20 protein-coding genes are annotated in these 22,474 nt (G+C 37.2%); 11 read left to right on the top strand and 9 right to left on the bottom strand.

Features of this window, described 5'->3' with window-relative positions; genetic code table 11:
• Positions 1 to 438 precede the first annotated feature (438 nt).
• Positions 439 to 912 carry a low affinity iron permease family protein gene (locus DUT69_RS18510; protein ID WP_113654771.1) on the top strand — a complete coding sequence of 158 codons (474 nt, stop codon included), beginning with the start codon at positions 439 to 441 and terminating at the stop codon, positions 910 to 912.
• 1 nt (position 913) lies between these two features.
• Positions 914 to 1,339 carry a GNAT family N-acetyltransferase gene (locus DUT69_RS18505; RefSeq protein ID WP_113654770.1) on the top strand — a complete coding sequence of 142 codons (426 nt, stop codon included), beginning with the start codon at positions 914 to 916 and terminating at the stop codon, positions 1,337 to 1,339.
• 147 nt (positions 1,340 to 1,486) lie between these two features.
• Here the strand turns inward: DUT69_RS18505 and DUT69_RS18500 are convergent, their stop codons facing one another.
• The 6 genes from DUT69_RS18500 to DUT69_RS18475 form a co-directional block, all read right to left on the bottom strand.
• Complete coding sequence (locus tag DUT69_RS18500; protein ID WP_113654769.1) at positions 1,487 to 2,332, bottom strand: hydroxymethylglutaryl-CoA lyase; 846 nt, start codon at positions 2,330 to 2,332, stop codon at positions 1,487 to 1,489.
• Positions 2,333 to 2,397: 65 nt separating this feature from the next.
• Positions 2,398 to 3,747, bottom strand: coding sequence for an NAD(P)/FAD-dependent oxidoreductase (locus tag DUT69_RS18495; protein WP_113654768.1), 1,350 nt, complete (start codon positions 3,745 to 3,747; stop codon positions 2,398 to 2,400).
• 273 nt (positions 3,748 to 4,020) lie between these two features.
• The gene (gene secDF / locus DUT69_RS18490; protein ID WP_113654767.1) at positions 4,021 to 6,978 is read right to left on the bottom strand and encodes a protein translocase subunit SecDF; all 2,958 of its coding nucleotides are present in this window, start codon (positions 6,976 to 6,978) and stop codon (positions 4,021 to 4,023) included.
• A gap of 113 nt (positions 6,979 to 7,091) precedes the next feature.
• Positions 7,092 to 7,577, bottom strand: a complete 486-nt coding sequence (locus DUT69_RS18485; protein ID WP_113654766.1) for a dihydrofolate reductase — start codon at positions 7,575 to 7,577, stop codon at positions 7,092 to 7,094.
• Positions 7,578 to 7,747: 170 nt separating this feature from the next.
• Complete coding sequence (locus DUT69_RS18480) at positions 7,748 to 8,542, bottom strand: thymidylate synthase (RefSeq protein ID WP_113654765.1); 795 nt, start codon at positions 8,540 to 8,542, stop codon at positions 7,748 to 7,750.
• A gap of 148 nt (positions 8,543 to 8,690) precedes the next feature.
• Complete coding sequence (locus DUT69_RS18475; protein ID WP_113654764.1) at positions 8,691 to 10,001, bottom strand: Gfo/Idh/MocA family protein; 1,311 nt, start codon at positions 9,999 to 10,001, stop codon at positions 8,691 to 8,693.
• Positions 10,002 to 10,163: 162 nt separating this feature from the next.
• On the opposite strand from DUT69_RS18475, the gene DUT69_RS18470 reads away from it, so the two are divergent.
• The 5 genes from DUT69_RS18470 to DUT69_RS18450 all read left to right on the top strand — a co-directional run bounded on the left by DUT69_RS18470 (position 10,164) and on the right by DUT69_RS18450 (position 14,374).
• Entirely contained in the window at positions 10,164 to 10,751 is a 588-nt protein-coding gene (locus tag DUT69_RS18470; RefSeq protein WP_113654763.1) for a DUF1287 domain-containing protein, read from the top strand.
• A gap of 108 nt (positions 10,752 to 10,859) precedes the next feature.
• Complete coding sequence (gene ispE / locus DUT69_RS18465; protein ID WP_113654762.1) at positions 10,860 to 11,663, top strand: 4-(cytidine 5'-diphospho)-2-C-methyl-D-erythritol kinase; 804 nt, start codon at positions 10,860 to 10,862, stop codon at positions 11,661 to 11,663.
• Positions 11,664 to 11,748: 85 nt separating this feature from the next.
• A complete protein-coding gene (locus DUT69_RS18460) occupies positions 11,749 to 12,168 on the top strand; it encodes an OsmC family protein (RefSeq protein WP_113654761.1) in 420 nt (139 codons plus the stop codon).
• A 73-nt stretch (positions 12,169 to 12,241) separates the two neighbouring features.
• Positions 12,242 to 13,408, top strand: coding sequence for a trans-sulfuration enzyme family protein (locus DUT69_RS18455; RefSeq protein ID WP_113654760.1), 1,167 nt, complete (start codon positions 12,242 to 12,244; stop codon positions 13,406 to 13,408).
• A 330-nt stretch (positions 13,409 to 13,738) separates the two neighbouring features.
• Complete coding sequence (locus DUT69_RS18450; RefSeq protein ID WP_113654759.1) at positions 13,739 to 14,374, top strand: competence protein CoiA family protein; 636 nt, start codon at positions 13,739 to 13,741, stop codon at positions 14,372 to 14,374.
• A gap of 11 nt (positions 14,375 to 14,385) precedes the next feature.
• Here the strand turns inward: DUT69_RS18450 and DUT69_RS18445 are convergent, their stop codons facing one another.
• On the bottom strand, positions 14,386 to 16,083 hold the full coding sequence (locus tag DUT69_RS18445; RefSeq protein ID WP_113654758.1) for a GH39 family glycosyl hydrolase: 1,698 nt from the start codon (positions 16,081 to 16,083) through the stop codon (positions 14,386 to 14,388).
• Between the two features lie 168 nt (positions 16,084 to 16,251).
• On the opposite strand from DUT69_RS18445, the gene DUT69_RS18440 reads away from it, so the two are divergent.
• The 4 genes from DUT69_RS18440 to DUT69_RS18425 all read left to right on the top strand — a co-directional run bounded on the left by DUT69_RS18440 (position 16,252) and on the right by DUT69_RS18425 (position 19,180).
• Positions 16,252 to 16,929, top strand: a complete 678-nt coding sequence (locus DUT69_RS18440; protein WP_113654757.1) for a response regulator transcription factor — start codon at positions 16,252 to 16,254, stop codon at positions 16,927 to 16,929.
• A complete protein-coding gene (locus DUT69_RS18435; RefSeq protein WP_113654756.1) occupies positions 16,926 to 18,200 on the top strand; it encodes a sensor histidine kinase in 1,275 nt (424 codons plus the stop codon). The genes DUT69_RS18440 and DUT69_RS18435 overlap by 4 nt, the downstream gene beginning before the upstream one ends.
• A 74-nt stretch (positions 18,201 to 18,274) precedes the next feature.
• On the top strand, positions 18,275 to 18,709 hold the full coding sequence (locus DUT69_RS18430) for a PepSY-like domain-containing protein (protein ID WP_113654755.1): 435 nt from the start codon (positions 18,275 to 18,277) through the stop codon (positions 18,707 to 18,709).
• Positions 18,710 to 18,730: 21 nt separating this feature from the next.
• Positions 18,731 to 19,180, top strand: a complete 450-nt coding sequence (locus DUT69_RS18425; RefSeq protein ID WP_113654754.1) for a PepSY-like domain-containing protein — start codon at positions 18,731 to 18,733, stop codon at positions 19,178 to 19,180.
• Positions 19,181 to 19,258: 78 nt separating this feature from the next.
• On the opposite strand, the gene DUT69_RS18420 is transcribed toward DUT69_RS18425, so the two are convergent.
• Entirely contained in the window at positions 19,259 to 19,543 is a 285-nt protein-coding gene (locus DUT69_RS18420; protein ID WP_113654753.1) for a LapA family protein, read from the bottom strand.
• A 30-nt stretch (positions 19,544 to 19,573) separates the two neighbouring features.
• Positions 19,574 to 22,357: a hypothetical protein gene (locus DUT69_RS18415; RefSeq protein ID WP_113654752.1), complete on the bottom strand. Its 2,784-nt coding sequence runs from the start codon at positions 22,355 to 22,357 to the stop codon at positions 19,574 to 19,576.
• Between the last annotated feature and the right edge of the window lie 117 nt (positions 22,358 to 22,474).

The raw sequence follows: 22,474 nt of genomic DNA, 5'->3' as shown, positions 1-22,474 counted from the left end.
CGGGGGATATCGCTACCACCGGGTTTAGCATGAAAGTTTGTTCACAAAACCGTAATAGCCAACTCCATTTGATATCATAATTAGTATTTCTGTTTAATGCAATTTGGGGCCTTTTTGTACAGCATCTCAAGCCCTAGCATTCGTCTTTTCGTTCTACAAAAAACGACGTTTGCTGGTGCGATTAGTAATCATTAGCTTAGGCAGAAATCGTTAAAGCACCAGGCGCAGTCGTGGCTTTTATTTATAGTAAGCTTATTTTTTTTCGATTGTATAAATGAGTTACGCTTTCGCTTCGGTTTTTTCTACTTTTTCGGCTATAGGCAAAACTAGAACCCGCGGTAGCTACAGAAGATCATAAAATACAAATAGTTGCCAAGTACATTATAAAATTGAATGTCTACATATATACTTTCAGTATTATAATAGTATTTTAGACTTATGGAAAACAACGCTAAAAAAACAGGTTTATTCGAAAGGTTTGCAAACATTGCTACCACCTTTACTGGTAGTTCGCCCGCATTTATAGCGGCGGTTTTAATCGTATTGTTATGGGCCGTTTCCGGACCATTGTTTAACTATTCCCAAACTTGGCAACTTGTAATTAATACCGGTACAACCATCATCACCTTTTTAATGGTTTTCTTGATACAGAAATCTCAAAATAAAGACAGTAAGGCCATACAGCTTAAATTAAACGAGCTTATTGCGGCAAATACCTTAGCCAGTAACAGAATGGTTGATATTGAGGAATTAAGTGAGGCCGAACTTGATCAATTGCGTAAATTTTATACTAAATTAGCTGTACTTGCAAAACAAGAAAGCGATATTCACTGTTCGCACTCTATAGACGCGGCAGAAGAATTGCACGAGAAAAAGACAGAAGAAATTAAGAGCACTCAAAAAGATAACTAACATGGATACACTACACGTTCAAAAAGCAACCACAAAAGAAGAGTTAGATAAAGTTTTCGCTATTCGTAAAATCGTATTTGTTGATGAGCAAAACTGTCCACCAGAACTCGAATGGGAAAACGAAGATGTTTCTACTCATTTTTTGGCACTTTCAGACCATAAGCCTTGTGGCGCATGTAGGTGGCGTAAAACGGATAAAGGCTATAAACTAGAACGATTTGCTGTTTTAAAAGAGTTTAGAGGAACCGGCGTTGGCAGGGCTATGATTGCTACCGTTTTAGCAGATTTACCTACTGACGCGAGTTATGTTTACCTTAATGCGCAACTAGATGCTATGAGTTTGTATGCTAAATTTGGTTTTGTAGCAGAAGGCGAGCAGTTTGAAGAAGCTGGTATCCAACATTTTAAAATGGTAAAACAAATTTAATCTACAGAGGTCTACGAAGCCTGCCTTCCATTGGCAGGCAATCTCAAGCGATTTAAGTTTTTTACTTCGTAGAAACTATTCATTTTGATATGTAGGCCACGTAGATAGGTATTTTAATCAAAGTTTGCTTTTGAAGTTAACTAAAATTTAATGAAACACCTTTGAAGATAGTATCATCGCTTCATTCCAATATTCCATATTTAAGTTAAGGGGTTCACCTTTACTTTCTAAATACCCAATCAAATCTTCGGTAGCCATATTTCCGGTTAAATCGTCCGAAGCCATTGGGCAACCTCCGAAACCTTTTAGAGCGCTGTCAAAACGTTTACAGCCAGCATTGTAGGCCGCATCGATTTTCTCCAATCGCGTATTTGGCGTACTGTGCAAATGGATGCCAACTTCGGTATGTTGAAAATTGTTAATCAAAAAGGGCAGGAGGGTTTCAATTTTTTCAGGTGTAGAAACACCCGTAGTATCAGCAAGTGAAAGTATTTTAACACCACGTTTTACCAATTCATCTGCCCAATGTGCCACAATTTCGGTATTCCATTCATCGCCATGCGGATTACCAAAACCCATAGAAAGGTAAACTACTGCGGTTTTATTATTTTTGTCGCAAAGGTTTAGCATTTCTTCTACAGTACCTAGCGATTGCGCGATACTTGAATTTGTATTTCGTTGCTGGAAAGTTTCAGAAATTGAAAAAGGAAAACCTAAAAAACTTATTTCGCTGTGGTTAACGGCATCTTCTACACCTCTTAGGTTTGCTACAATTGCCAGTAATTTAGTCTTCGTAACGCTTAAATCTAACTGTGCTAATACCGCTGTGGTATCTCGCAATTGCGGAATAGCCTTTGGCGAAACGAAACTGCCAAAATCCAACGTATCAAAGCCTACTTTCAAAAGCTGGTTAATATATTGCGCTTTTAAGTCTGTCGGAATAAAATCGTGTAAACCTTGCATAGCATCACGCGGACATTCGATGAGTTTCATTTGCGGTTAGTATTTTGTAGTTCGATGTTAGTAATTTAGACTGTGTATCCACAAGATAGGGTTTGTCAAGAAACAGTTGTTTCTACTTTCGGGCTTTCCAACTTGCCGTCTCCGGAGTTTTCCGACTTAATATTATTAATCGCTTTCCATTTTTCGCCCTTAATAAACGGTCTTATGATTAATCTAGTCCCTCTGTCGTAACTAAAATAGCTCCAAACCCAATTTACAAATACAACCAGCTTATTTCTAAAACCAACCAAAGTCATCAAGTGTACAAACATCCAAGTAAACCAGGCAAATATACCTTGGAAACGGATTTTACCAATATCTACTACCGCACGGTTTCTACCTACAGTTGCCATTGCACCTTTATCAAAATACTTAAATGCTTCGGTAGGTTTGCCCTCAATTATATTTAATAAATTTTTGGCTAAGAGTTTACCTTGCTGTATTGCAGCTGGCGCAACTCCGGGATGGCCGTTCGGTGTTTCTTCAGTTATCATCGCGGCAACATCGCCTACGGCATAAATGTTATCATGACCGTCAATCCTGTTAATATTATCAACTTTTAGTCTATTTCCCCTAACAACCGCTTCCGGATTTAGACCTTCCAAAATCACACCTTTTACACCTGCACTCCAAATTACAGTTGAAGAAGGAATGACTTTGCCATCTAGAAGTGTAATTGCTTTGCCATCGTAACTTTTAACTCTTGCTTCGGTTAAAACGGTAACGCCTAATTCTTCTAAAAAGCTTTTAGATTTTTCTTGCGCCTGTAAAGACATAGCGCCCAACAGCTCCGGCGATCCTTCAATTAAATAGATATTCACTTTGTTAATATCCAGCTCTGCGTAATCGTTCTTTAAAACGTGCTTTTTAAGCTCTGCTAAAGCACCTGCAGTTTCTACACCTGTTGGTCCACCACCAACTACTACAAAGTTTAGTAGCGCAGCTTCCTCAGTTTTATCGTCGACAATAAGAGATTGTTCCAGATTCTGTAGAATCAAACTGCGTAAATTCAGTGCTTCAGGTATAGATTTCATCGGCATTGCATTATCTGCAATTTCCGTTTGACCGAAAAAATTACTCGTAGACCCAGTTGCAATAACTAGATGATCATAGTGAATATCGCCAATTGTAGTTAGAATTTTATTTTCAGCTGGCAAAACCTGTTTTACCTCCGTTACTCTAAAAGTGAGGTTTTTTTGCCCTTTAAATATCTTTCTAATCGGAAAGGCAATTGAATCTGCCTCTAATCCTCCCGTTGCAACTTGATACAATAAAGGCTGAAAAGTGTGATAATTATGTTTGTCGAGTATGGTTACCTCTACGTTTTTATTTTTAAGTTTTTTAGCTAATTCTATTCCACCAAAACCTCCACCAACTATAACTATTTTTTGTTTTTCACTACTCATAATAAATAAACTATAAAACCAGGTATTTGGTTTAGCAAATATAGTAAGTTAAGGTACTTGTAGTTATTAATCTGGTTTAAGAAGAGTCAAATTTTAGAATGGCCAGTTTAACGATTGCATTTGAAAAGCAAGCTAGAAGCTTTTGTTTAAAATCTAAAACTAACCAATGTTTAGCAGATGTTTTTCAAAGCCTAATTATGTTTTACATAAAAAACTAACTCACAAAAAAGGCCCCGATTTCTCGAGGCCTTGTATTTTATGGAAGCAAATTGATTAAGCTTCTTTTTTCACTTCGTTTTTAGATAAATCGATTACGATAGGAGTAGAGATACACAATGATGAGTATGTACCAATAATACGACCAATTAACAACGCAAAGATAAATCCGCGGATACTATCGCCACCAAAGATGAAGATGGCAATTAGTACAAAAAATACGGTTAACGAGGTTAAAATTGTACGACTTAAAGTACTGTTTAAAGCGTAGTTGATTAATGTATTACGCTCTTCGCCATACACGTCCTCTTTGCCTTTTTCAGCTAAACGCTCTCTAATACGGTCAAATACAACTACAGTTTCTGTCATGGTATAACCCATTACCGTTAAAATAGCTGCGATAAAATCTTGTCCAATTTCTAATGGGAAAGGTAAAACGCCATCTAAAATTGTGTAGAAAGATAATACCAACAATACGTCGTGGAATAACGCTATTACCGCACCCAAACCATACTGCCATTTTTTGAAACGGAAAACAATGTAAAGGAACATTACTAAACACGAGAACATGATAGCATAAATTGCATCAGTAATAATGTCGTTAGCAATGGTAGGTGTTACTTTTTGCGAACTCTCGATACTGAAATTTGCGCCTAATTCGCCTAAACCTTTTCTTAATGCAGTCTCAACAACTTTATCAGCATTGTTGTCTGTATCATTAATATGGTAAGGAGTAGTAATTTTTAAAGAGTTATCTGTACCAGCAGTTTTTACTAAAGCTTCTTCACCTTCAAAGTTGTCTACTAACTTTTTAGCAACTTCTTCTGTGTTCATCGGCTTATCAAACTTAACAATGTAAGTTCTACCACCTTTAAAATCTACACCTAAGTGCAAACCACCGTTTTTGAAATAGAAAACCGCACCTAATACAATAATTACGGTAGATATAATGTAATATAACTTTCTGCGACCAACAAAGTTGAATGCAATGTTTTTAAATGCATTTCTGGTAATGCTGTTATCAAAAGAGATATCTTTTTTAGCCTGAACTAAACTGTCGAAAATAACACGAGAGATTAATACTGCAGCGAATAACGAAGTTACAACACCGATACATAAAGTAACCGCGAAACCACGAACTGGTCCAGTACCAAATACCGCTAAAATAGCACCTAAAATAAATAGGGTCACGTTAGAGTCAATGATCGAAGACATTGCATGTTTGAAACCTTCTTTAATTGAGGTTGCCGTATTTTTGCCCAATGCAAGTTCTTCCCTTACACGCTCAAATATTAGAATGTTAGCATCTACCGATAAACCAATGGTGATAATAATACCAGCGATACCAGGCAATGTTAACACTGCACCAAATGCAGCTAGCACCCCTAAAATGAAGAATAAGTTAATTACCAAGGCAATGTTTGCTACCCAACCAGCTTTGTTGTAGTAGAAAGCCATAAATGCTAAAATAACTACGAAAGCGATTACGAAAGATGCTAAACCGTTATCAATTGCTTGCTGACCTAAAGATGGACCAACCACATAATCAGAAACGATTTTAGCAGGAGCAGGTAACTTACCAGCATTTAAGATGTTTGCTAAATCTTTGGTGTCTTCAATAGTAAAACTACCAGAGATTGAAGATCTACCAGTAGGAATTTCTTCGTTTACGTTTGGAGCGGTGTAAACCGTGTTATCTAAAACAATTGCAATCGCACCTTTACCAGCAACTTCTGCAGTAACTTTTCTCCATTTAACAGCACCTTCAGAAGTCATGTTCATGGTTACTTCTGGAGCATTAGTTTGTTGGTTAAAACTGTTTGCAGCATTAGCAACTGCATCGCCACCTAAAACTGGTTTACCATCTAAAGTGGTTACTTTAATTGCGTAAAGTTCGAAGATTTTAGTGCCAGTGATTGGTTTTAATCCCCACATAAATTTCATGGTACCCGGAATTAAACCTTTAACTTCTGGTTTTTCGAAAAAGCCGTTTACTTTAGCAGTATCTTTTTGAGCAACCCAACCCACAACAGCGCCAGGGCTTAAAGCTTGCTGACCGTTTTCTGCTTTGTAAGTAGGGATACTTAATACTGCATATAGTGGATTTAACTTTGCTGCTTCTAATGCTTTTGCAGTAGTAGAAGTGTCTTTGGTGTTTTTATTTAAGTTGGCTAATTTGCCACCAGTAGCTTTTGTAGTATCTGCAGCAACAGGCGTAGCAGGAGCTACAACTTTAGCCGTGTCTTTTACGTTTGCAGCTAAAACCTTATTAATGTTTTCTAAAATCCCAACAACCTCTTGGTTTTGGTAAACTTGCCAAAATTGTAACTCGGCAGAACCTTGTAATAATTTACGTACACGTTCTTTATCTTGTACACCCGGCATCTCAATAAAGATTCTGTTAGAACCTTCTTGTTTTTGCATATTCGGACTTACCACACCGAAACCATCAATACGGCTACGTAAAATAGTAAATGAACGATCGATAGCGCTATTACCTTCTTTAGTTAAATAACTTCTTACTTCTGAGTTAGAAGCAGTAGATTTTAACAAGCTTGAGTTATCTTGGTTTGCGAAGAAATCTGCTAACTTTCCGTTTGGAGCAAGTTTTTCGTACTCGCTTACAAAAGTTCCGATAAAATCTTTACCGCCAGCCGCATTTGCCGCTTGTGCGTTTGCTAATGCTTGGTTAAAGTTTGCATCGCTTGTATTACCACCTAGAGATTTAATTAGTTCGCCTAAAGAAATCTCCATCGTAACGTTCATACCACCTTTTAAGTCCAGACCCAATTTAATTTCTTGAGCTTTAACTTGCTGATAAGTTAATCCGAAAACTGGATAAACTGGTTCGGTAGCAACAGAATCTAGATATGCTTTTTCTTTAACCACATCGCCGTTGGCAAACGCCTTGGCTTTCTTTTCTACATTGTATGCAACTAAATTAAACGATAGCGAATACAGACAGACAATACCGAGTAGTATTGCCACAAATTTGATAAAACCTTTACCTTGCATTTTTTGTTATGTAATAATTTTCTTTCTATTGGCTGTTTTTCAACAAGTCGGCAAATCTAATTATTTTTTTAAATAATAAGTCGGCTTATTGTATTTTTATTATAGCAACGGAGTTATCTGCGTTTCAGGGTACTAAAAGTATAGTCCACTTTGTTTTTTTCGTCGGCTTTATGGCTCTCAGAATCTATTTCTAACCAATCTTCGCTTTTAATTTCTGGGAAAAATGCGTCGGCATCGTAGTGTTGGTGCACTGTTGTAAGATAGATAGTGTCGGTTAAAGCCAAGGCTTCTTTATAGATTTCGGCACCGCCGATGATGAATATTTCTTTTTCATTTTCGCAGAGCGAAATCGCATCCTCTAAACTGGTTACTATTTCAACATCTTCGATTTTTAAAGCTGTATTTCTGGTAATCACTACATTTCGCCTGTTAGGTAATGGTCGTCCGATAGAATCGTACGTTTTACGACCCATAATAATGCAGTTGCCGGAAGTTATCTCTTTAAAATGTTTTAAATCGGCTGGCAAATGCCAAAGTAATTGGTTGTTTTTGCCAATGGCGTTGTTTTGGGAAATGGCTACTACTATAGATATATTCATTTATGAATTTTTCAGGCTGGCATCATTGTGAGATACGAAGCAATCATAATGATGATTTACTAAATAGATTGCTTCTTATCTCTCAATGACGAAATAATTTAAACTATGGTTTACTTAACTTTTAGCTCGTTGACAACTAATTAAACGAATGAACCAATTAACGATGTAAATTACACCGCCACCACGCCCTTAATATGCGGATGCGGATCGTAGTTTTCTAATGTAAAATCTTCAAATTTAAAATCGAAAATGTCTTTTACATCAGAATTGATTTTCATCGTTGGCAAAGCTTTTGGTGCTCTGCTTAATTGTAAGTTGGCCTGCTCAATATGGTTGTTGTATAAATGTGCATCGCCTAAAGTATGTACGAAATCGCCGTACGCTAAGCCGCAAACCTGTGCTACCATCATGGTAAGCAAAGCATAGGAAGCAATATTAAAAGGTACGCCTAAAAATATATCTGCACTGCGTTGGTACAATTGGCAACTTAATTTACCGTCGGCTACGTAAAACTGAAAAAACGCATGGCAAGGAGGTAAAGCCATGTGCTCGATATCAGCGACATTCCAAGCAGAAACAATGATTCTTCTCGAATCTGGATTGTTTTTTATAGTGTTTATAATTTGGGTAATCTGGTCAATTTTTTCGCCATCAGGTTTTGGCCACGAGCGCCATTGAGAGCCGTAAACAGGGCCGAGGTTACCTTCTTCATCTGCCCATTCGTCCCATATTCTTACTCCGTTTTCTTTTAGGTATTTGATATTGGTATCACCACTTAAAAACCAAATAAGCTCGTGGATAATAGATTTTAGGTGCAATTTTTTTGTCGTAACCATCGGAAAGCCCTCTGCCAAATTAAAACGCATCTGGTAACCGAAAACACTGATTGTACCCGTGCCTGTTCTATCGTGCTTTTGCGTGCCGTTATCCAGCACATGTTGCATTAAATCTAAGTATTGTTTCATAACCTCTAATCCCGATAAATCGAGATTTTTAAATTGTTTAATACAAAACTAAAAATTAAAATAGTCTTTACCGGTTTGCTTTTTCCACATTGTCTATTTTCTTAACCAAGGAATGACGAATAGGAAAGTGGAATTGGATAATTAGAATCTAAATGGTAGGCATCTTATAACCATTGTGGTATTTTGCACTGAGGTATTTATTAGATTCACTATCCGTAAACTTGTTTTTTTCTGCATCCCAATATATTTTTTTACCAACCTTGTAAGCAATGTTTCCCATTTGGCAGATGTTGGCAATATGAGCGCCCGCTTCAATTGGTGCATTTAAATTTTCCATTTTTCTAGACTGAATAACATCTAAAAAATTACTGGTATGTTTTACCAAGCCATCATCTACAGATTTTTGAAGTTCAATACGTTCAATTTTATCTTTTCCATCTGCTTTTTCTGGTATTACTTCCCATCCTTGTCTATTTAATACCAGCGTTCCATTGTTTCCAATAAAAGCAACGCCATGATTTCTGTTGTACGGTCCTCCATCTATTCCAGTTGCGTGCTCCCATTGCAGGTTAAAATCTTTAAACTGAAATACTGTAGTTAAGGTATCTGGAGTTTCAGAGGCATCATTTGGATTAGCAAATTTTCCGCCAGAGGCTACAATGCTAATCGGATTTTCGGCTTTCATACCCAATAACCCAAAGTCTATCATATGCACGCCCCAATCTGTCATTAAGCCACCGGCGTAATCCCAAAACCATCTAAAATTAAAGTGAAAGCGATTTTGGTTGAAAGGCACTTTTTTAGCGGGACCAAGCCACGAATCGTAATCAACTCCTTCTGGAACTAAAGAATCTGGCAATACTGGTATGGCTTTCATCCAACCTTGGTAGGCCCAAGCCTTTACCAAGCGCACATTGCCCAATTTGCCCGAGTGAACATATGCCATCGCGTCTGCAAAGTGTTTTTGGCTACGTTGCCATTGACCAACCTGTACAACTTTGTTGTATTTTTTTTGTGCGGCAAGCATAATATTGCATTCTTCAATAGAGTTGCCAACTGGTTTCTCCACATAAACATCTTTACCGGCAGCAAGGGCGTCAACCATCATTTTGCAATGCCAATGATCTGGCGTACCTATTACAATTGCGTCAATCTGCTTGTCTTCTAATAGTTTTTTGTAATCTGTAGCGGTAGCAACATTTATATTTCGCTTGGCTAATTCTGCAGATCTTCTGGTCAGCACGTTTTTATCTACATCGCAAAGTGCTACGCATTGGGCTCTAGAATCTTTCAATAAAGCATTTAAGTTAGACCATCCCATGCCGTTTATACCAATAACCGCAAAGCGGATTTTATCAGCTACATTGTTCGAGGCAAATAGGTTTAAAGGTATAATGGAACCTAAACTGGTGCTAGCTAATAGAACAGAGCTAGATTGTATAAAATTTCTTCGTTTCATCTAGGGATTTTTGGTTAGGGTTTTAAAAACGATTACAATATAATAAATGATTTTAGGTTTGATAAGGATAGACTAAAATTCTAAGGTTTTGCTTTTTCCACATAGTGGATTTTTTACATTTATAAAAATTAAAGTAGATTTGAGACCCAGTATACCATCTCTATGACTAAGAAAATATTTTGCTTTTGTATCGTTCTTTTTTTGGCTCTGAACACTTTAGCGCAATCGACTAACGCACTTAAACTGTCTGATGCTGCTCTTGCACTAACAAAAGATCAAGTAACTTATGATCCCGCTTATTTTTCTATGCCCTACCCAAATGGCGATGTGCCGGCTAATAAAGGTGTTTGTACGGATGTAGTGATAAGAGCCTATAGAAATGCTTTTAAAGTAGATTTGCAGAAGGATGTACACGAGGATATGAAGCCTAATTTTAAGCTATATCCTAAAGATTGGGGACGTAAAACTACCGATAAAAATATAGACCATAGAAGGGTTTACAATCTGATGGTATTCTTTAAACGCAAAGGAACGGTAAAACCAACGACGAAAGAAGCGAACCAATACAAACCTGGCGATATCGTTTGTTGGAATTTGAGCGGAAATATTTCTCATATAGGTTTGGTGGTTAACAAAAAATCTTCCGATGGCAAACGCTACCTGATTGTGCATAACATTGGCGCCGGGCAAGTAATGGAAGATGTGCTTTTCGCTTGGAAAATTATCGGGCATTATACCTATAAAGTTTAAAGTGGACAGTTGAAGGTGAAAAGTTGCTTAATTTGCAAAGTCGAATCCTTTGGCTGATAAGCCTCAACTCATAACTCGTAAATCGTCATTCTAAAATCTAAAATCAAAATGTTAGCATTCGCAAACGCCAAAATAAATCTAGGGCTCTATCTAACCGAAAAACGTGCTGATGGCTACCATAACCTACAAACTGTTTTTTACCCAATAAAGCTAAAAGACGTAGTAGAGTTGGTGGATGCTGAAGAAACTTCGATGTTAATTAAGGGCATAGAAATACCAGGCACCGCTGAGGATAATATTTGTTTAAAGGCGTTTAAAACTTTGCAGGCGGATTTTGATTTGCCAAATCAGCAAATTGTACTGCTTAAAAATATCCCGGTAGGAGCTGGCTTGGGTGGTGGTTCTGCAGATGCAGCGTTTCTAATTAAACTGGTAAACGATAAATTTACGTTAGGGCTTTCAGTCGAACAAATGCAGAACTACGCTAGGCTATTAGGTGCCGATTGCGCTTTTTTTATAGAAAACATGCCTGCATACGCATTTGCCAAAGGCGACGAGTTTGAAGCAATTGAAGTAGACTTATCAGCCTACTTTATAGTACTTGTAAAGCCAAATATTCATGTGTCTACAGCCGAGGCTTACGCAAACGCAACCGTGGCTATGCCTGAAAATGATCTTCGAGATTCCATCAAATTGCCTGTGTCTGATTGGAAATTAAATTTGAAAAACGATTTTGAAAGCTCGGTTTTTAAAAAATATCCAGAAATTGACGCAATAAAAACGCAGCTTTACAGCGCAGGTGCTACATTTGCATTAATGAGTGGTAGCGGCTCATCGGTTTTTGGAATTTTTGAAAGACAGGTTGCTCTGCCGGAACTGGAAAAAGACAATTTTGTTTTTTACGATGTTTAAATAAGTTATCAACCGCAATGACACAAAGTACACCAAGTAATTTAATCTTCGTGTTTTCCGTGCCTTGGTGGTAAAAAAAAGAATTATGCAAATCAACCTTATTCGCAAAAGCGGGAAATTTAATTTTGAAGCAACTAATGAAGGCGGTTTTACAGTTGAGTTAGATGCTAATCCTGCCATAGGTGGCGAGGGCAAAGGCTTTAGGCCTATGGAAACTTTATTGGTTGGCTTAGGTGGCTGTAGCGGTATAGATATGGTTAACATCCTCACCAAACAAAAAGAACAGTTAGATGATATCAAAATCAATATTAATGCTTCTAGAGTAAATGAAGAGCCAGCAATCTTTGATGAGATTAATATACAGTTTATCTTATCAGGAAATCTAAATGAACAGAAAGTGGAACGGGCTTTAGCTTTAACTTTTGATAAATATTGCTCAGTAGCCAACATTCTTGGTCGCTCTGCGAAAATTAACTTTACATATACTATAAATGGTAATAAGTAATACGTTTTAAGTTTTACGTAGCCACGTTTCTTAATAACTTATAACTTACAACCTAAAATTTAAAACATTCAAAATGTCCAACAAATTCGAAACCATAGCCATACGTACACAAACCGAAAGAAGTAGCCATAAAGAACATTCTTCGCCAATTTACCTTACCTCAAGTTATAAGTTTGATGATGCGGAAGAAATGCGTGCCCTTTTTGCTAACGAAAAAGAAGGGAACGTTTATAGCCGTTATTCTAATCCAAACACATCTGAATTTATTGAGAAAATGTGTTTGCTAGAAGGTGCTGAGGATGGTTTTGCAACGGCAACTGGTATGGCATCGATTTTTACTACGTTTGGCGCATTTCTAAAAAGTGGCGACCATGTGGTATCAAGTCGCTCGGTTTTTGGTTCTACACACCAACTGCTAACTAATGTTTTTTCTAAATGGGGTGTAACGTTTGATTATGCTGATTTAGATAAACCGAAAGATTGGGAAGGCTTAATTAAACCGAACACTAAAATCATCTTTGTAGAAACGCCATCAAATCCAGGGATAGATATTATTGACTTGGAATTTTTAGGCAATTTGGCTAAAAAACATCAAGTTTTATTAGTGGTGGATAACTGTTTTGCTACTCCTTATTTACAACAGCCTATTAAGTTGGGTGCGCATATTTCTATCCATTCGGCTACCAAATATATTGATGGTCAAGGTCGTGTATTAGGCGGTATTATTTTAGGGAGAAAGGATTTGATTACTGAAGTGATGAACTTTGCTCGCCATAGCGGACCATCGTTATCACCTTTTAACGCCTGGGTTCTATCTAAAAGTTTAGAGACTTTAGCTGTAAGAATGGATCGCCATTGCGAAAACGCTTTAAAAGTTGCTGAATATCTGGAAAAACACCCGAAAATTAAGTTGGTTAAGTACCCATTCTTAAAATCGCATCCGCAGTACGAAATAGCTAAAAAACAAATGAAGCAGGGCGGTGGTATAGTAACTATTGTTGTTGAAGGTGGTATTGAAGGCGCAAGAAATTTTATGGATGGTTTAAAGATGTTTTCTATTTCCGCAAATTTGGCCGATACACGTTCCATAGCTACTCATCCGGCAACAAGTACGCACAGTAAACTTACCGAACAAGAACGTAACATAGTTGGCATTGAACAAGGTTCTATTCGTTTATCTATCGGTTTAGAACATATAGACGATATCTTAAAAGACATTGAAACTGCCTTAAACGGTTAGCATTTAAATTAATTGCGTTTAACATTTTGAATTTGATAATCGAAAAAGCAGGTTTTTACCTGCTTTTTTTGCTCAACGCGATGGAGTAGCTCGAAGATTTCCCCGTCAAAATGCTGTCTAAATTATATATCAATTGTGAATCAGCTACAGGCGATTATTGTAACAGCATTAACTGATGTTGCTAGCTGTAATTTTCCGCTATTAAATAAGTTGGATATTTCTGAAGGAGGGTTTATCTAGCACCTTTAACAAAAGGGGAATCTTACAAAATGTTGATATTTTCTATGAATTTAATGTTTGAACAATTTTAATTTTGCACCTACAAAATCTATGGAATTAACCCTACCCGATATAGATGTAGCTATACCAGCGTATTACAAAGGAGAGACGCCTTGGCATAGCGATTGGAAAAAGGCATTTCCGGTAGGTTTTAGGGAGATAACTTTCTTAAACAAACTACAGGGCGAGTATCACCGAGCAGACGTGCATACGCCTTGTGGCACAACCATAGAGTTTCAGAATTCGCCGATTAGTTTAACCGAACTGCAAAGCAGGGAGCGTTTTTATCCAAATTTGGTTTGGGTAATAAATGGTAAAAAATTTAAAGGCTTTAAAATCCTTAAACATTTGCCCGATGTAGATGATGCAAGGCTTTCGATGCTTGAGTTTTGCCATAAAGCCAACCTTACCATGGTTAAAAAGGAAGATGTTATTGCGAATGTGCAAAAACCGAAGGTCCTAACTTTTCATCACCCATCTTTAAGAGATATTCCCTTAACATCGTATTACTATTCATTTTGCTGGCGTTTTCCGCACAAAGTTTGGTACGAGGCAAAATGTCCGCTAGTAATTGATTTAGGAGGCCATTTTCTTTATCAATTGAAACAAAGAGAACAACTTTCTGGTCCTTTTGCGTATTTGCATATGATTACCAGAAAATCGTTCATCGAAAGGTATGTGAAATAAAATTCCCTTAACTACCAATCTAATTTAATTAGCGAAACCGCTTGTCTTTGCAAAGCGATATCTATTTTCAACTCTCCATTTTTTACGTCTAGTTTTTTAGGTTTTCCAACTGTTTCTAGCTGACCAGCTTTTTCTAAAGTTGAAATTTGCGTTGCGGTTGGGTTTTGTGGCGAACCCATTTTCTTCCAAACTTCGTAAGAATTGCTGTGCTCGCTATCGATAGTATAATGTGTAAAGGTTACTTTTTTAGCAGGAATGCCCGCTAACGTAACTTGAACAGGTTCTGCAGCGCCAGCTACATCTAAATCGTGATAGTTCCAAACCATTACGCCCGCTGTTTTCTTATCTATCGAAGCCAATGCGCCAATCTCAGATTTTTCTCCTTGTACGCTTTTTGCCACTATTTCGTCCAATGGTACCATTCTATCGCTCTGCACCTCTACTCGTTTACCACTCATTTTGCCAAACATTCTAAAAACATTTAGCACAGGTTTGTTAACGCCATTGGTGGCTAAATCTCTAAAACCATAAAACCAAGGTTGGTTTTCAAACTCGAACGACCAAGAAACTGCGCCTAAGAAATTAACATCATATTTATCCGCCAGTAAATATTTGCGGGCAAATGATGCTGCGGTGTAGCTGCTGTACATGGTGCCGTTGCGGTAAGCATTTTGCGGATTGGTGGCCATTCCACAAGCTGCACATCCTTCTGGATCGCTTTCGCCAATAATAAGAGGAAGGTTTTTGGTTTCCGGGTAAGATGCCGCAATCTTAAACCCCATTGAAATATCTCTTAACTGTGGGCCCATATTCATTCTAACAACTCCTTTTACCAATTGTGGTTCGCCTTTGGCATGAAAAAGAAATGCATCTAAGGGAGCGCCAGTTTTACCGGTTGCCTCGTTTTTACCATTTATACAGTGTTTTATAAAAGCATGCATCCATTTTTGCGCACCTTCACTTCTAGTGCTTGCAATATCTAGTCCGCCGATTTTTGCGGTAGGAAGAGCACGTTTTACACCATCCGCTGCATAGTCGTAGGTTTTAAAAAACTCTTCCATTGTGCCTTTCCAGTAATAGTTAGGTTCGTTCCAAACTTCCCAGTACCAGCTTTCCACTTCTTCCTTACCGTATCTTTCTACACTATGTTTTACCCATTGGTAAACCAACTCTCTCCACTTATCATAGTCTTTAGGTGGATAGGCCCATCCCGTCATAATATCACCGTAAGGATCGCCAGGTTTCCAATAATGTCTATACGGTTCTGGATGCGTACTTAGCGCTTGTGGCATAAAACCTATTTGCGCAAGCGGTTTCATTCCTCGTTTAACGTAGGTGTCAAAAATACTATCGATAATTTTCCAATCGTAAATGGGTTTTCCGCTGGCATCTTCGGTATAGGCATTTGTGCTTCCCCATTTTAAAGCGGCAGTCCCATCTCCGGTAACAAGTAGGCTATGCGCTCTAACAAATACAGGGGTAGGAGATAGTGCAGCCAATTCTGTTAACAGCTTTTTGCCATCTTTCATGTATGTGTAGTTTGGTTCGTCGTAGCCAAACCAAGCCCACATGGGGTACATTTCGCCAACTGGTTTGTTAAAGTTTATGCTTACATCGGTTTTTTTGAGAATAGTTTGGGCGAAGCTAGTACTGGCGCTTATCAATAATATTATCGCAAAGTAAGCTGGTTTTATTGCTAATCGGTTCATGAATGATTTATCTGGTTTCTTAAAATTAATAAATAAATGTCATAATAACGATTAATAGCTTTTGAAATATTAACTAGTTATGTTGTTAGATACTAATCCGCAACGCAAATTCGATATGCAACCAAATGAAATCCAGTATTTTTCCAGTTTTATTATCAAATTTGCGATATGAAGCTACTGCTGGTTGAAGACGAAGTCGATTTATTGGAGGTGATTAAAGAGTCTCTTGAAAAAGAGTTTTTTGTGGTAGAAACTGTAGGTAATTATGCAGATGCGTTGCAGAAGCTGATTTCTTACGAGTATGATTGTGTTCTATTGGATATTATGTTGCCAGATGGAAACGGGCTGGATTTACTCGCTAAGCTAAAGCAATTAAAAAAATCCGATAATGTGATAATAATATCGGCTAAAGATTCTGTAGAGGATAAAATTAAAGGGCTTGAAATGGGGGCCGACGATTATTTAGTGAAGCCTTTCCATATCGCAGAGCTAAACGCTAGGATAAAATCTGTTTTACGCCGTAAATTTTTGGACGGAAAAAATACCATTGAGTTAGCAAATACAAGGATAGACATGGATTTTAGACAGGTGTGGATAGCTGGGGTCGAGTTGGCGTTAAATAGGAAAGAGTTTGATATTTTAAGTTACCTGGCTGTGAACAAAAATCGTTTGGTAAATAAAATAGCCTTGGCCGAGCAAGTTTGGGGCGACAATATAGACGGTGCAGACGATTTTGAATTCATTTATTCTCAAATTAAAAATCTGCGCAAAAAGTTAAAAGAAAATTCTGCGGAAATTGAAGTTAAGGCCGTTTATGGCATCGGATACAAGCTTATCATTTTATGAAACTGATAAATTATACGCTTAAGTATTTGTCTATAGCATTGTTATTGGTGCTAAGTGTTTGGGCAGTATTATTCTATTTTAGGATGATTAGCGAAATACAAAATAGCTTGGACGATGGGCTTGAAAACAACAAGATGTTGGTAATTAAACGGGTAAACAAAGATGCCGGAATTATCGAGCGTTCTGGATTTTCTGAACATAACTACCAGATAAAGGAAATAAGTGGCAAACATGGCTTAAGCTTTAGGGATAACTACCGAGATACTTTGATGTGGACTTTGAACGACGAAGAGATGGAGCCGTTTAGAATGCTTTCTACTGTTTTTACCATTGATGATAAATATTACGAGATGAAAATCGTGGCTTCAACAGTAGGAGAAGACGATTTGGTTGAAAGTTTACTTTATGGGCTTATTTTGCTATACGTAGCTATTCTTAGCAGTGTTCTATTAATTAACAACTTGCTCATCAGAAAAGTATGGACATCTTTTTATCAGCTATTGAGAAACCTACGTGCCTTTAGGTTAGATAAAGATGAGGGAATTAAAACAACCAAAACCGAAGTGCGGGAGTTTAGGGAGTTAAATGATTCGTTAGTTGTATTGGCTGAGCACTCTGTTAATACTTATCGTTATCAAAAACAGTTTATAGAAAATGCATCGCACGAGTTACAAACTCCCTTAGCCATTAGCCTAAATAGGCTTGAACTGCTTGCGGAAGATGAAACCTTAACCAATCACCAATTAGATGCTATAGGGCAGGTTATGAGTACGCTACAACGCCTAATTAGGCTCAACAAATCATTACTATTACTTTCAAAGATAGAGAATAGACAATACGGTGCAGTAGAAGTTGTGTCGGTTGTACAATTAGTAAAATCGCTAATTAACGAGTACGACGATTACGCTGAAACCAAAGGTGTTGAAATTGAGCTAATAGAAGAGGCTGAGCTAAATTACGCAATGAATAAGGATTTGGCTGCAATACTAATATCAAACTTGCTTAAAAATGCAGTTATCCATAATTATGAGGGTGGAAATATCATCATCACGATAAAAAAATATAGTTTGACTATAAGCAATACTGGTAAAACCGTTCCCTTAAATGAGGAGCGCATCTTTAGTCGTTTTCAAAAAGACAGCAAAAATAAAAATAGCACTGGACTTGGATTGTCCATTGTTAAAGCGATTACCAACCTTTACAATTACCAACTTAACTATACCTATTCAGGCAGGCACAATTTTACGATTTTGTTTAAAAAAGCTGTTTGAATTCAATCTTCCAGTTTCTTTTCAGTATTGAGTACTTTCTTTGTGGTATAAATTTTTAATTAAAATTAAATATCATGAAAAAGATAATGTTAATTGTTACCGGCTTATTCTTTTCGACCTTAGTTTTTGCGCAAGATATTGCTGCAGATAAAGTTCCTTCAGTTGTTGTTAATACGTTCAAACAAGTTTTTCCAAATGCTTCGAAAGTTGAATGGGAGTTAAAAGGAGATTTGTATAATGCGGATTTTAACCTTGGTGCCACAGATTGCGAAGCTTGGCTGGATAAAAAAGGTTCCATTGTTAAACAGAAAAAAGATATACCGGCAAAGAATTTACCTGTTGTTGTCTCCAAAAGTATAAGCGATAATTTTAAAGGATACCGCATTGACGATGTTGATTGGTTTGAAGTCGATAAACAGGTGTTTTATCGCGTTGAGCTTAAAAAACAAAAACTAGAGAAGGATGTTGTGTTGGATAAAAACGGAAAAATAGTTAACAAAATTCTATAAATTTTAATATAATAATTACACATGAAAACTTTAAAAAGAGTATTGATCCAACTAAGCTTTGCTTTAGCCCTTGCGTTTGTTTTAACAGGATGTGATAAAGATGAAACAGTAGTACAAGAAAGCGAGCTTTCTGCGTCAGCAAAAGCTTATTTAACCACGCATTTTAATGGCGTTGCAGTTGCTAGAATTGTGAAAGATAGGGATGATTTGGTAAATGAATACGAAGTTGTTTTAGTAAATGGCGTTAAATTGGAATTTACTGAAGCCGGTGTTGTAACAAGTGTAAAAAGCACCAGCCAATTACCAGATAGCGTTATCCCAGCTTCGTTATTGGCATACTCAAAGGCAAATTACCCTACGGCTGTAATTACCGAATGGGAATTGGACGTAAATGATCAGGAAATTCAATTATCTAACGGCCTAGAGTTAAAGTTTAGTTTGACAGGCGAATTTTTGAGAATAGACAAATAGGAATTATAGCCTAATTAGACATAGAAAAGCCATCTTTCTGATATGAAAGATGGCTTTTTTATTTACGATTTTTTTTAATTAACTGATGTAGTCTCTATCCTCATCACTTAAAGTCGATTTGTTCTCCTGGTTATGAAAGCCTTTTTCAATCTCAGTATCATAACTCGTTACGGTTTTTCTTGGCCTTCCTACTAAGAAGCCGAGGATAAAGCCTATCAATATACAAATGCCGATTACTAACAGTTTTGAAACAGGAACTGGTGCGCCAATTAGAAAATCGAAATCAACCGGATCGCTGTTTACCATTAGAAAAATAGTAAGCAACATAGTTAGGATGATGATAATGATGGTTTTTGTTTTCATAAGATTGTTCGGTTTAAGGCAATTTAATGGTTAAAAACTATAATTAAAAATTAACTCTACAATTGGGTTTTGATTGTAGACTTTATTTACAAAAACAAGCCTCGCTCCTAAATCAACTACAGGTTGGTAGCGCAACAAGTTCATACTACTACGCAATTCAAAGCCAAATGTTTTAGGTTCTGTCAAATTAGTTTCGGTACCTATATTTTCATAGTGGCTAAAAAATCCTCCCCTTAAATTTTTTATGTAAGCCAATGAGGCAATTTCGGTATCCGGAAACGCAAAAGGAAACCGGTAATTTAGCAATAGCGTATTTTTCAAAAGGCTTTTTGCCCGAATTTGACCGTAACCATAAACGGTATTTATTTCATTGTTAAAACGCAAGTTTCCGCTACTTTTTTGGTAATTAAAGCTCGCGGTTAAAGAGTGGTTTTTCGCTACGCCCGGGAAATAAAAAATACTTCCGAATGCAAATAAGTCGCCATTTAGCCTAGTATCAAAAGGTTGGTTGTAATAGCTAAAACTAAAGGATTGTGCCCATCGTGGTGCTACATCTCGCTCTGCGGTTCTAATGCTATGGCTAAAACCGAGCTTGTAACTCATCGGAAAATTTAAGTTGCTACTAAAAAGCTGCGCTTCGCGGGCTTCAAAATTTCTTTTGGTGTAACTAGTTCCAATTTCGCCCACTAAACTGTAATTGTGGTTGTAGGCATTTATGCTTAACGGCACAGTTGCTTTCAAATCAATAAAGTTTTCCCTCCAATTAGCTTCGTAAATAGAATTTTGATAGTTGTAATAGGCAAGCCTTGGTCTGTTGCGAAAAGTTGCGCTAAAAACCGGGAAAAAACTTTTAAGGTTAAAGCCAGCGTTGTATTCTATTCGGCGTAAATCGCTGTGGTAATTTGCCCCGGCAAAAAAATCAAAATTGTTAAGCAGATCATTTGATTTTAGCTGTAGACCAAATCTGTCGTTTTCATCAACAGTCGGACTAATGCTATGGAAATTGAAGAGGTTTGAAAATCGGCTGTATCTTAGGCTCGCAAAGTTGCTGTCAGGTATGTTTACAAAAATATTTTTCGCTCCAACTAATTCGTCAGCGCTTTTTCCGAAGTATACAAAGTGATTTTCTTGAACAGCTTTAGGTTTAATCTCCGTTTTTGCAACTTCGTATCCCATTAAGTGAAAATTGTTGAATAACATCGACTTTCCATTTTTTGTAATATTCGCATTAAAGGCGCCGTATTTTGCTGACGTTAGCGCCATTATTTTTTTGTCGACGATACTTATGCTGTAGATATTATCTACTCCGCTTAGGTGAGCGTTAAAAACTATTTGTTCGTTAAAGAATATCGGTCTGGCTAATTGCTGATTTGTCTCATCAATTAATTTTCTTGTAATTCCGTTCGCTAGCAACCAAAGTGCTCTCCCTTTTTCGCTAACGCTGATGTAAGTGACTTTTGATCCGTCTTGATTTAGGGCTGGAGTTTGCAGAATCAAATTTTCAGTGTTTGGAATCGTATCTGTTATATTTCCGCTTTGCGCATCTAGAACAACGAGGTTGGATTGGTTGCCTAAATCAATTTGCACTGCCACAATTTTTTTCCCGTCGCCCGATAGGGAAGGAGAGAAGAGCCTGCTTCTTTGGGTTAATTGCTTTTTCTTGCCAGTTGAGAAATCGTAACTACAAATTACGCTGTAGCTCCTTTGTTTGTATCTCGGGTCAAATCTTATTTCGTCCCAAACTAATACACCATTATGGTAACTGAACCAAGGCTGTTCCTGAAAACCGATTTTAAACAGCCTCTGTTCGATTTTCTTTTCATTTATGATGACGAACCCCGGCGTCTCGCTTTTAGTTTGTTTAAGAGCGAGTATTTTTCCGTTTTGTAGCTCAGTTGGCAAAAAATAATTGCTGGCAATTTTCGCAGAGCGATTTAATGGTTCATAATTTTCACTTTCATTTTGCTCATCTTGTTTTTGCCACTCAGCTTTAAGCGTTGCCAAAGTTTGCTCATAGAATTGCTTTGTATTTTTGGAGGTAAACTTTTTCAGGCTTTTAGAAAATGGATAGAGTCTAAGCGGTCTTTTGTTAATATCTGAAAGTAGGCTGTCGGAAATGGAGTTGCCGAAATTTTTTCGCATTTCAGAAACCATCAAATAACCGAGTTGGTAATAACCAGGGGTGATGTCTTTTTGCGATCCGAAATAGGATTTTGAATAGGAGAAATTTTTGTCGCTAAGTAACGAAGTTCTAAAAGGCATTACCCACGATGGTTGCCTTCCTCTACCGGCGTTTGTTAGCGAAGTTTCTATGCTTACCGCATCACCTTCGAAGAACCAAGTTGGCACTGCGGCGCCCATGTAGGCAAAGTATATTTCTTCCGGAAATGGTTTGCCCTTTTCGCCTGTAATTTTATCGAACTGCGCAACGTGCCTAAGTTCGTGAACAGCCAAATTGTTAAGCCAATCCTGACTATCAAATTGCTGCGGCGGAGTGGTGTAAAATTGCGCCTTTTTTGGAGCCAGTTGAACGAAGCCATTTGCCGTTGTTCCACGGTTCTGTAGTACCACTGGAATTGTTGTTTTTTGAGCCTTTAAATCCTTCGCAATTTCTGGGTATATTTTCACTAGTGTATTTGCCATTCGCTGTGCTTCTTTTTCAAGCTCGGTAGGGTATAGGATGGTAAAGCCACTTGTGCTTATTTTTCTAAATTTTACACTAAGTGGGTTTTGTTCACTGTCGAAAATTTGAGCAAAAACTATTTGTGAAATAAAACTTAATATAATTATTGTAAATATTTTGATTTTCAGCATTTTATTAAGTTTTAGTTTTTGTTTTAGTTTGGTTTGCTAAAATTATTAGTTTTTAGCGATTTTAATTTTATTAATTATTTTATTTTTAAGTTTAATTAAAGTTTAATAAAGTGTTGA

It is taken from the genome of Pedobacter namyangjuensis (genome assembly GCF_003313325.1).
GTDB classification, from domain to species: domain Bacteria; phylum Bacteroidota; class Bacteroidia; order Sphingobacteriales; family Sphingobacteriaceae; genus Pedobacter; species Pedobacter namyangjuensis.
Note: the sequence above shows the minus strand (reverse complement) of the source record. Positions and strands in the feature narration are given on the sequence as shown.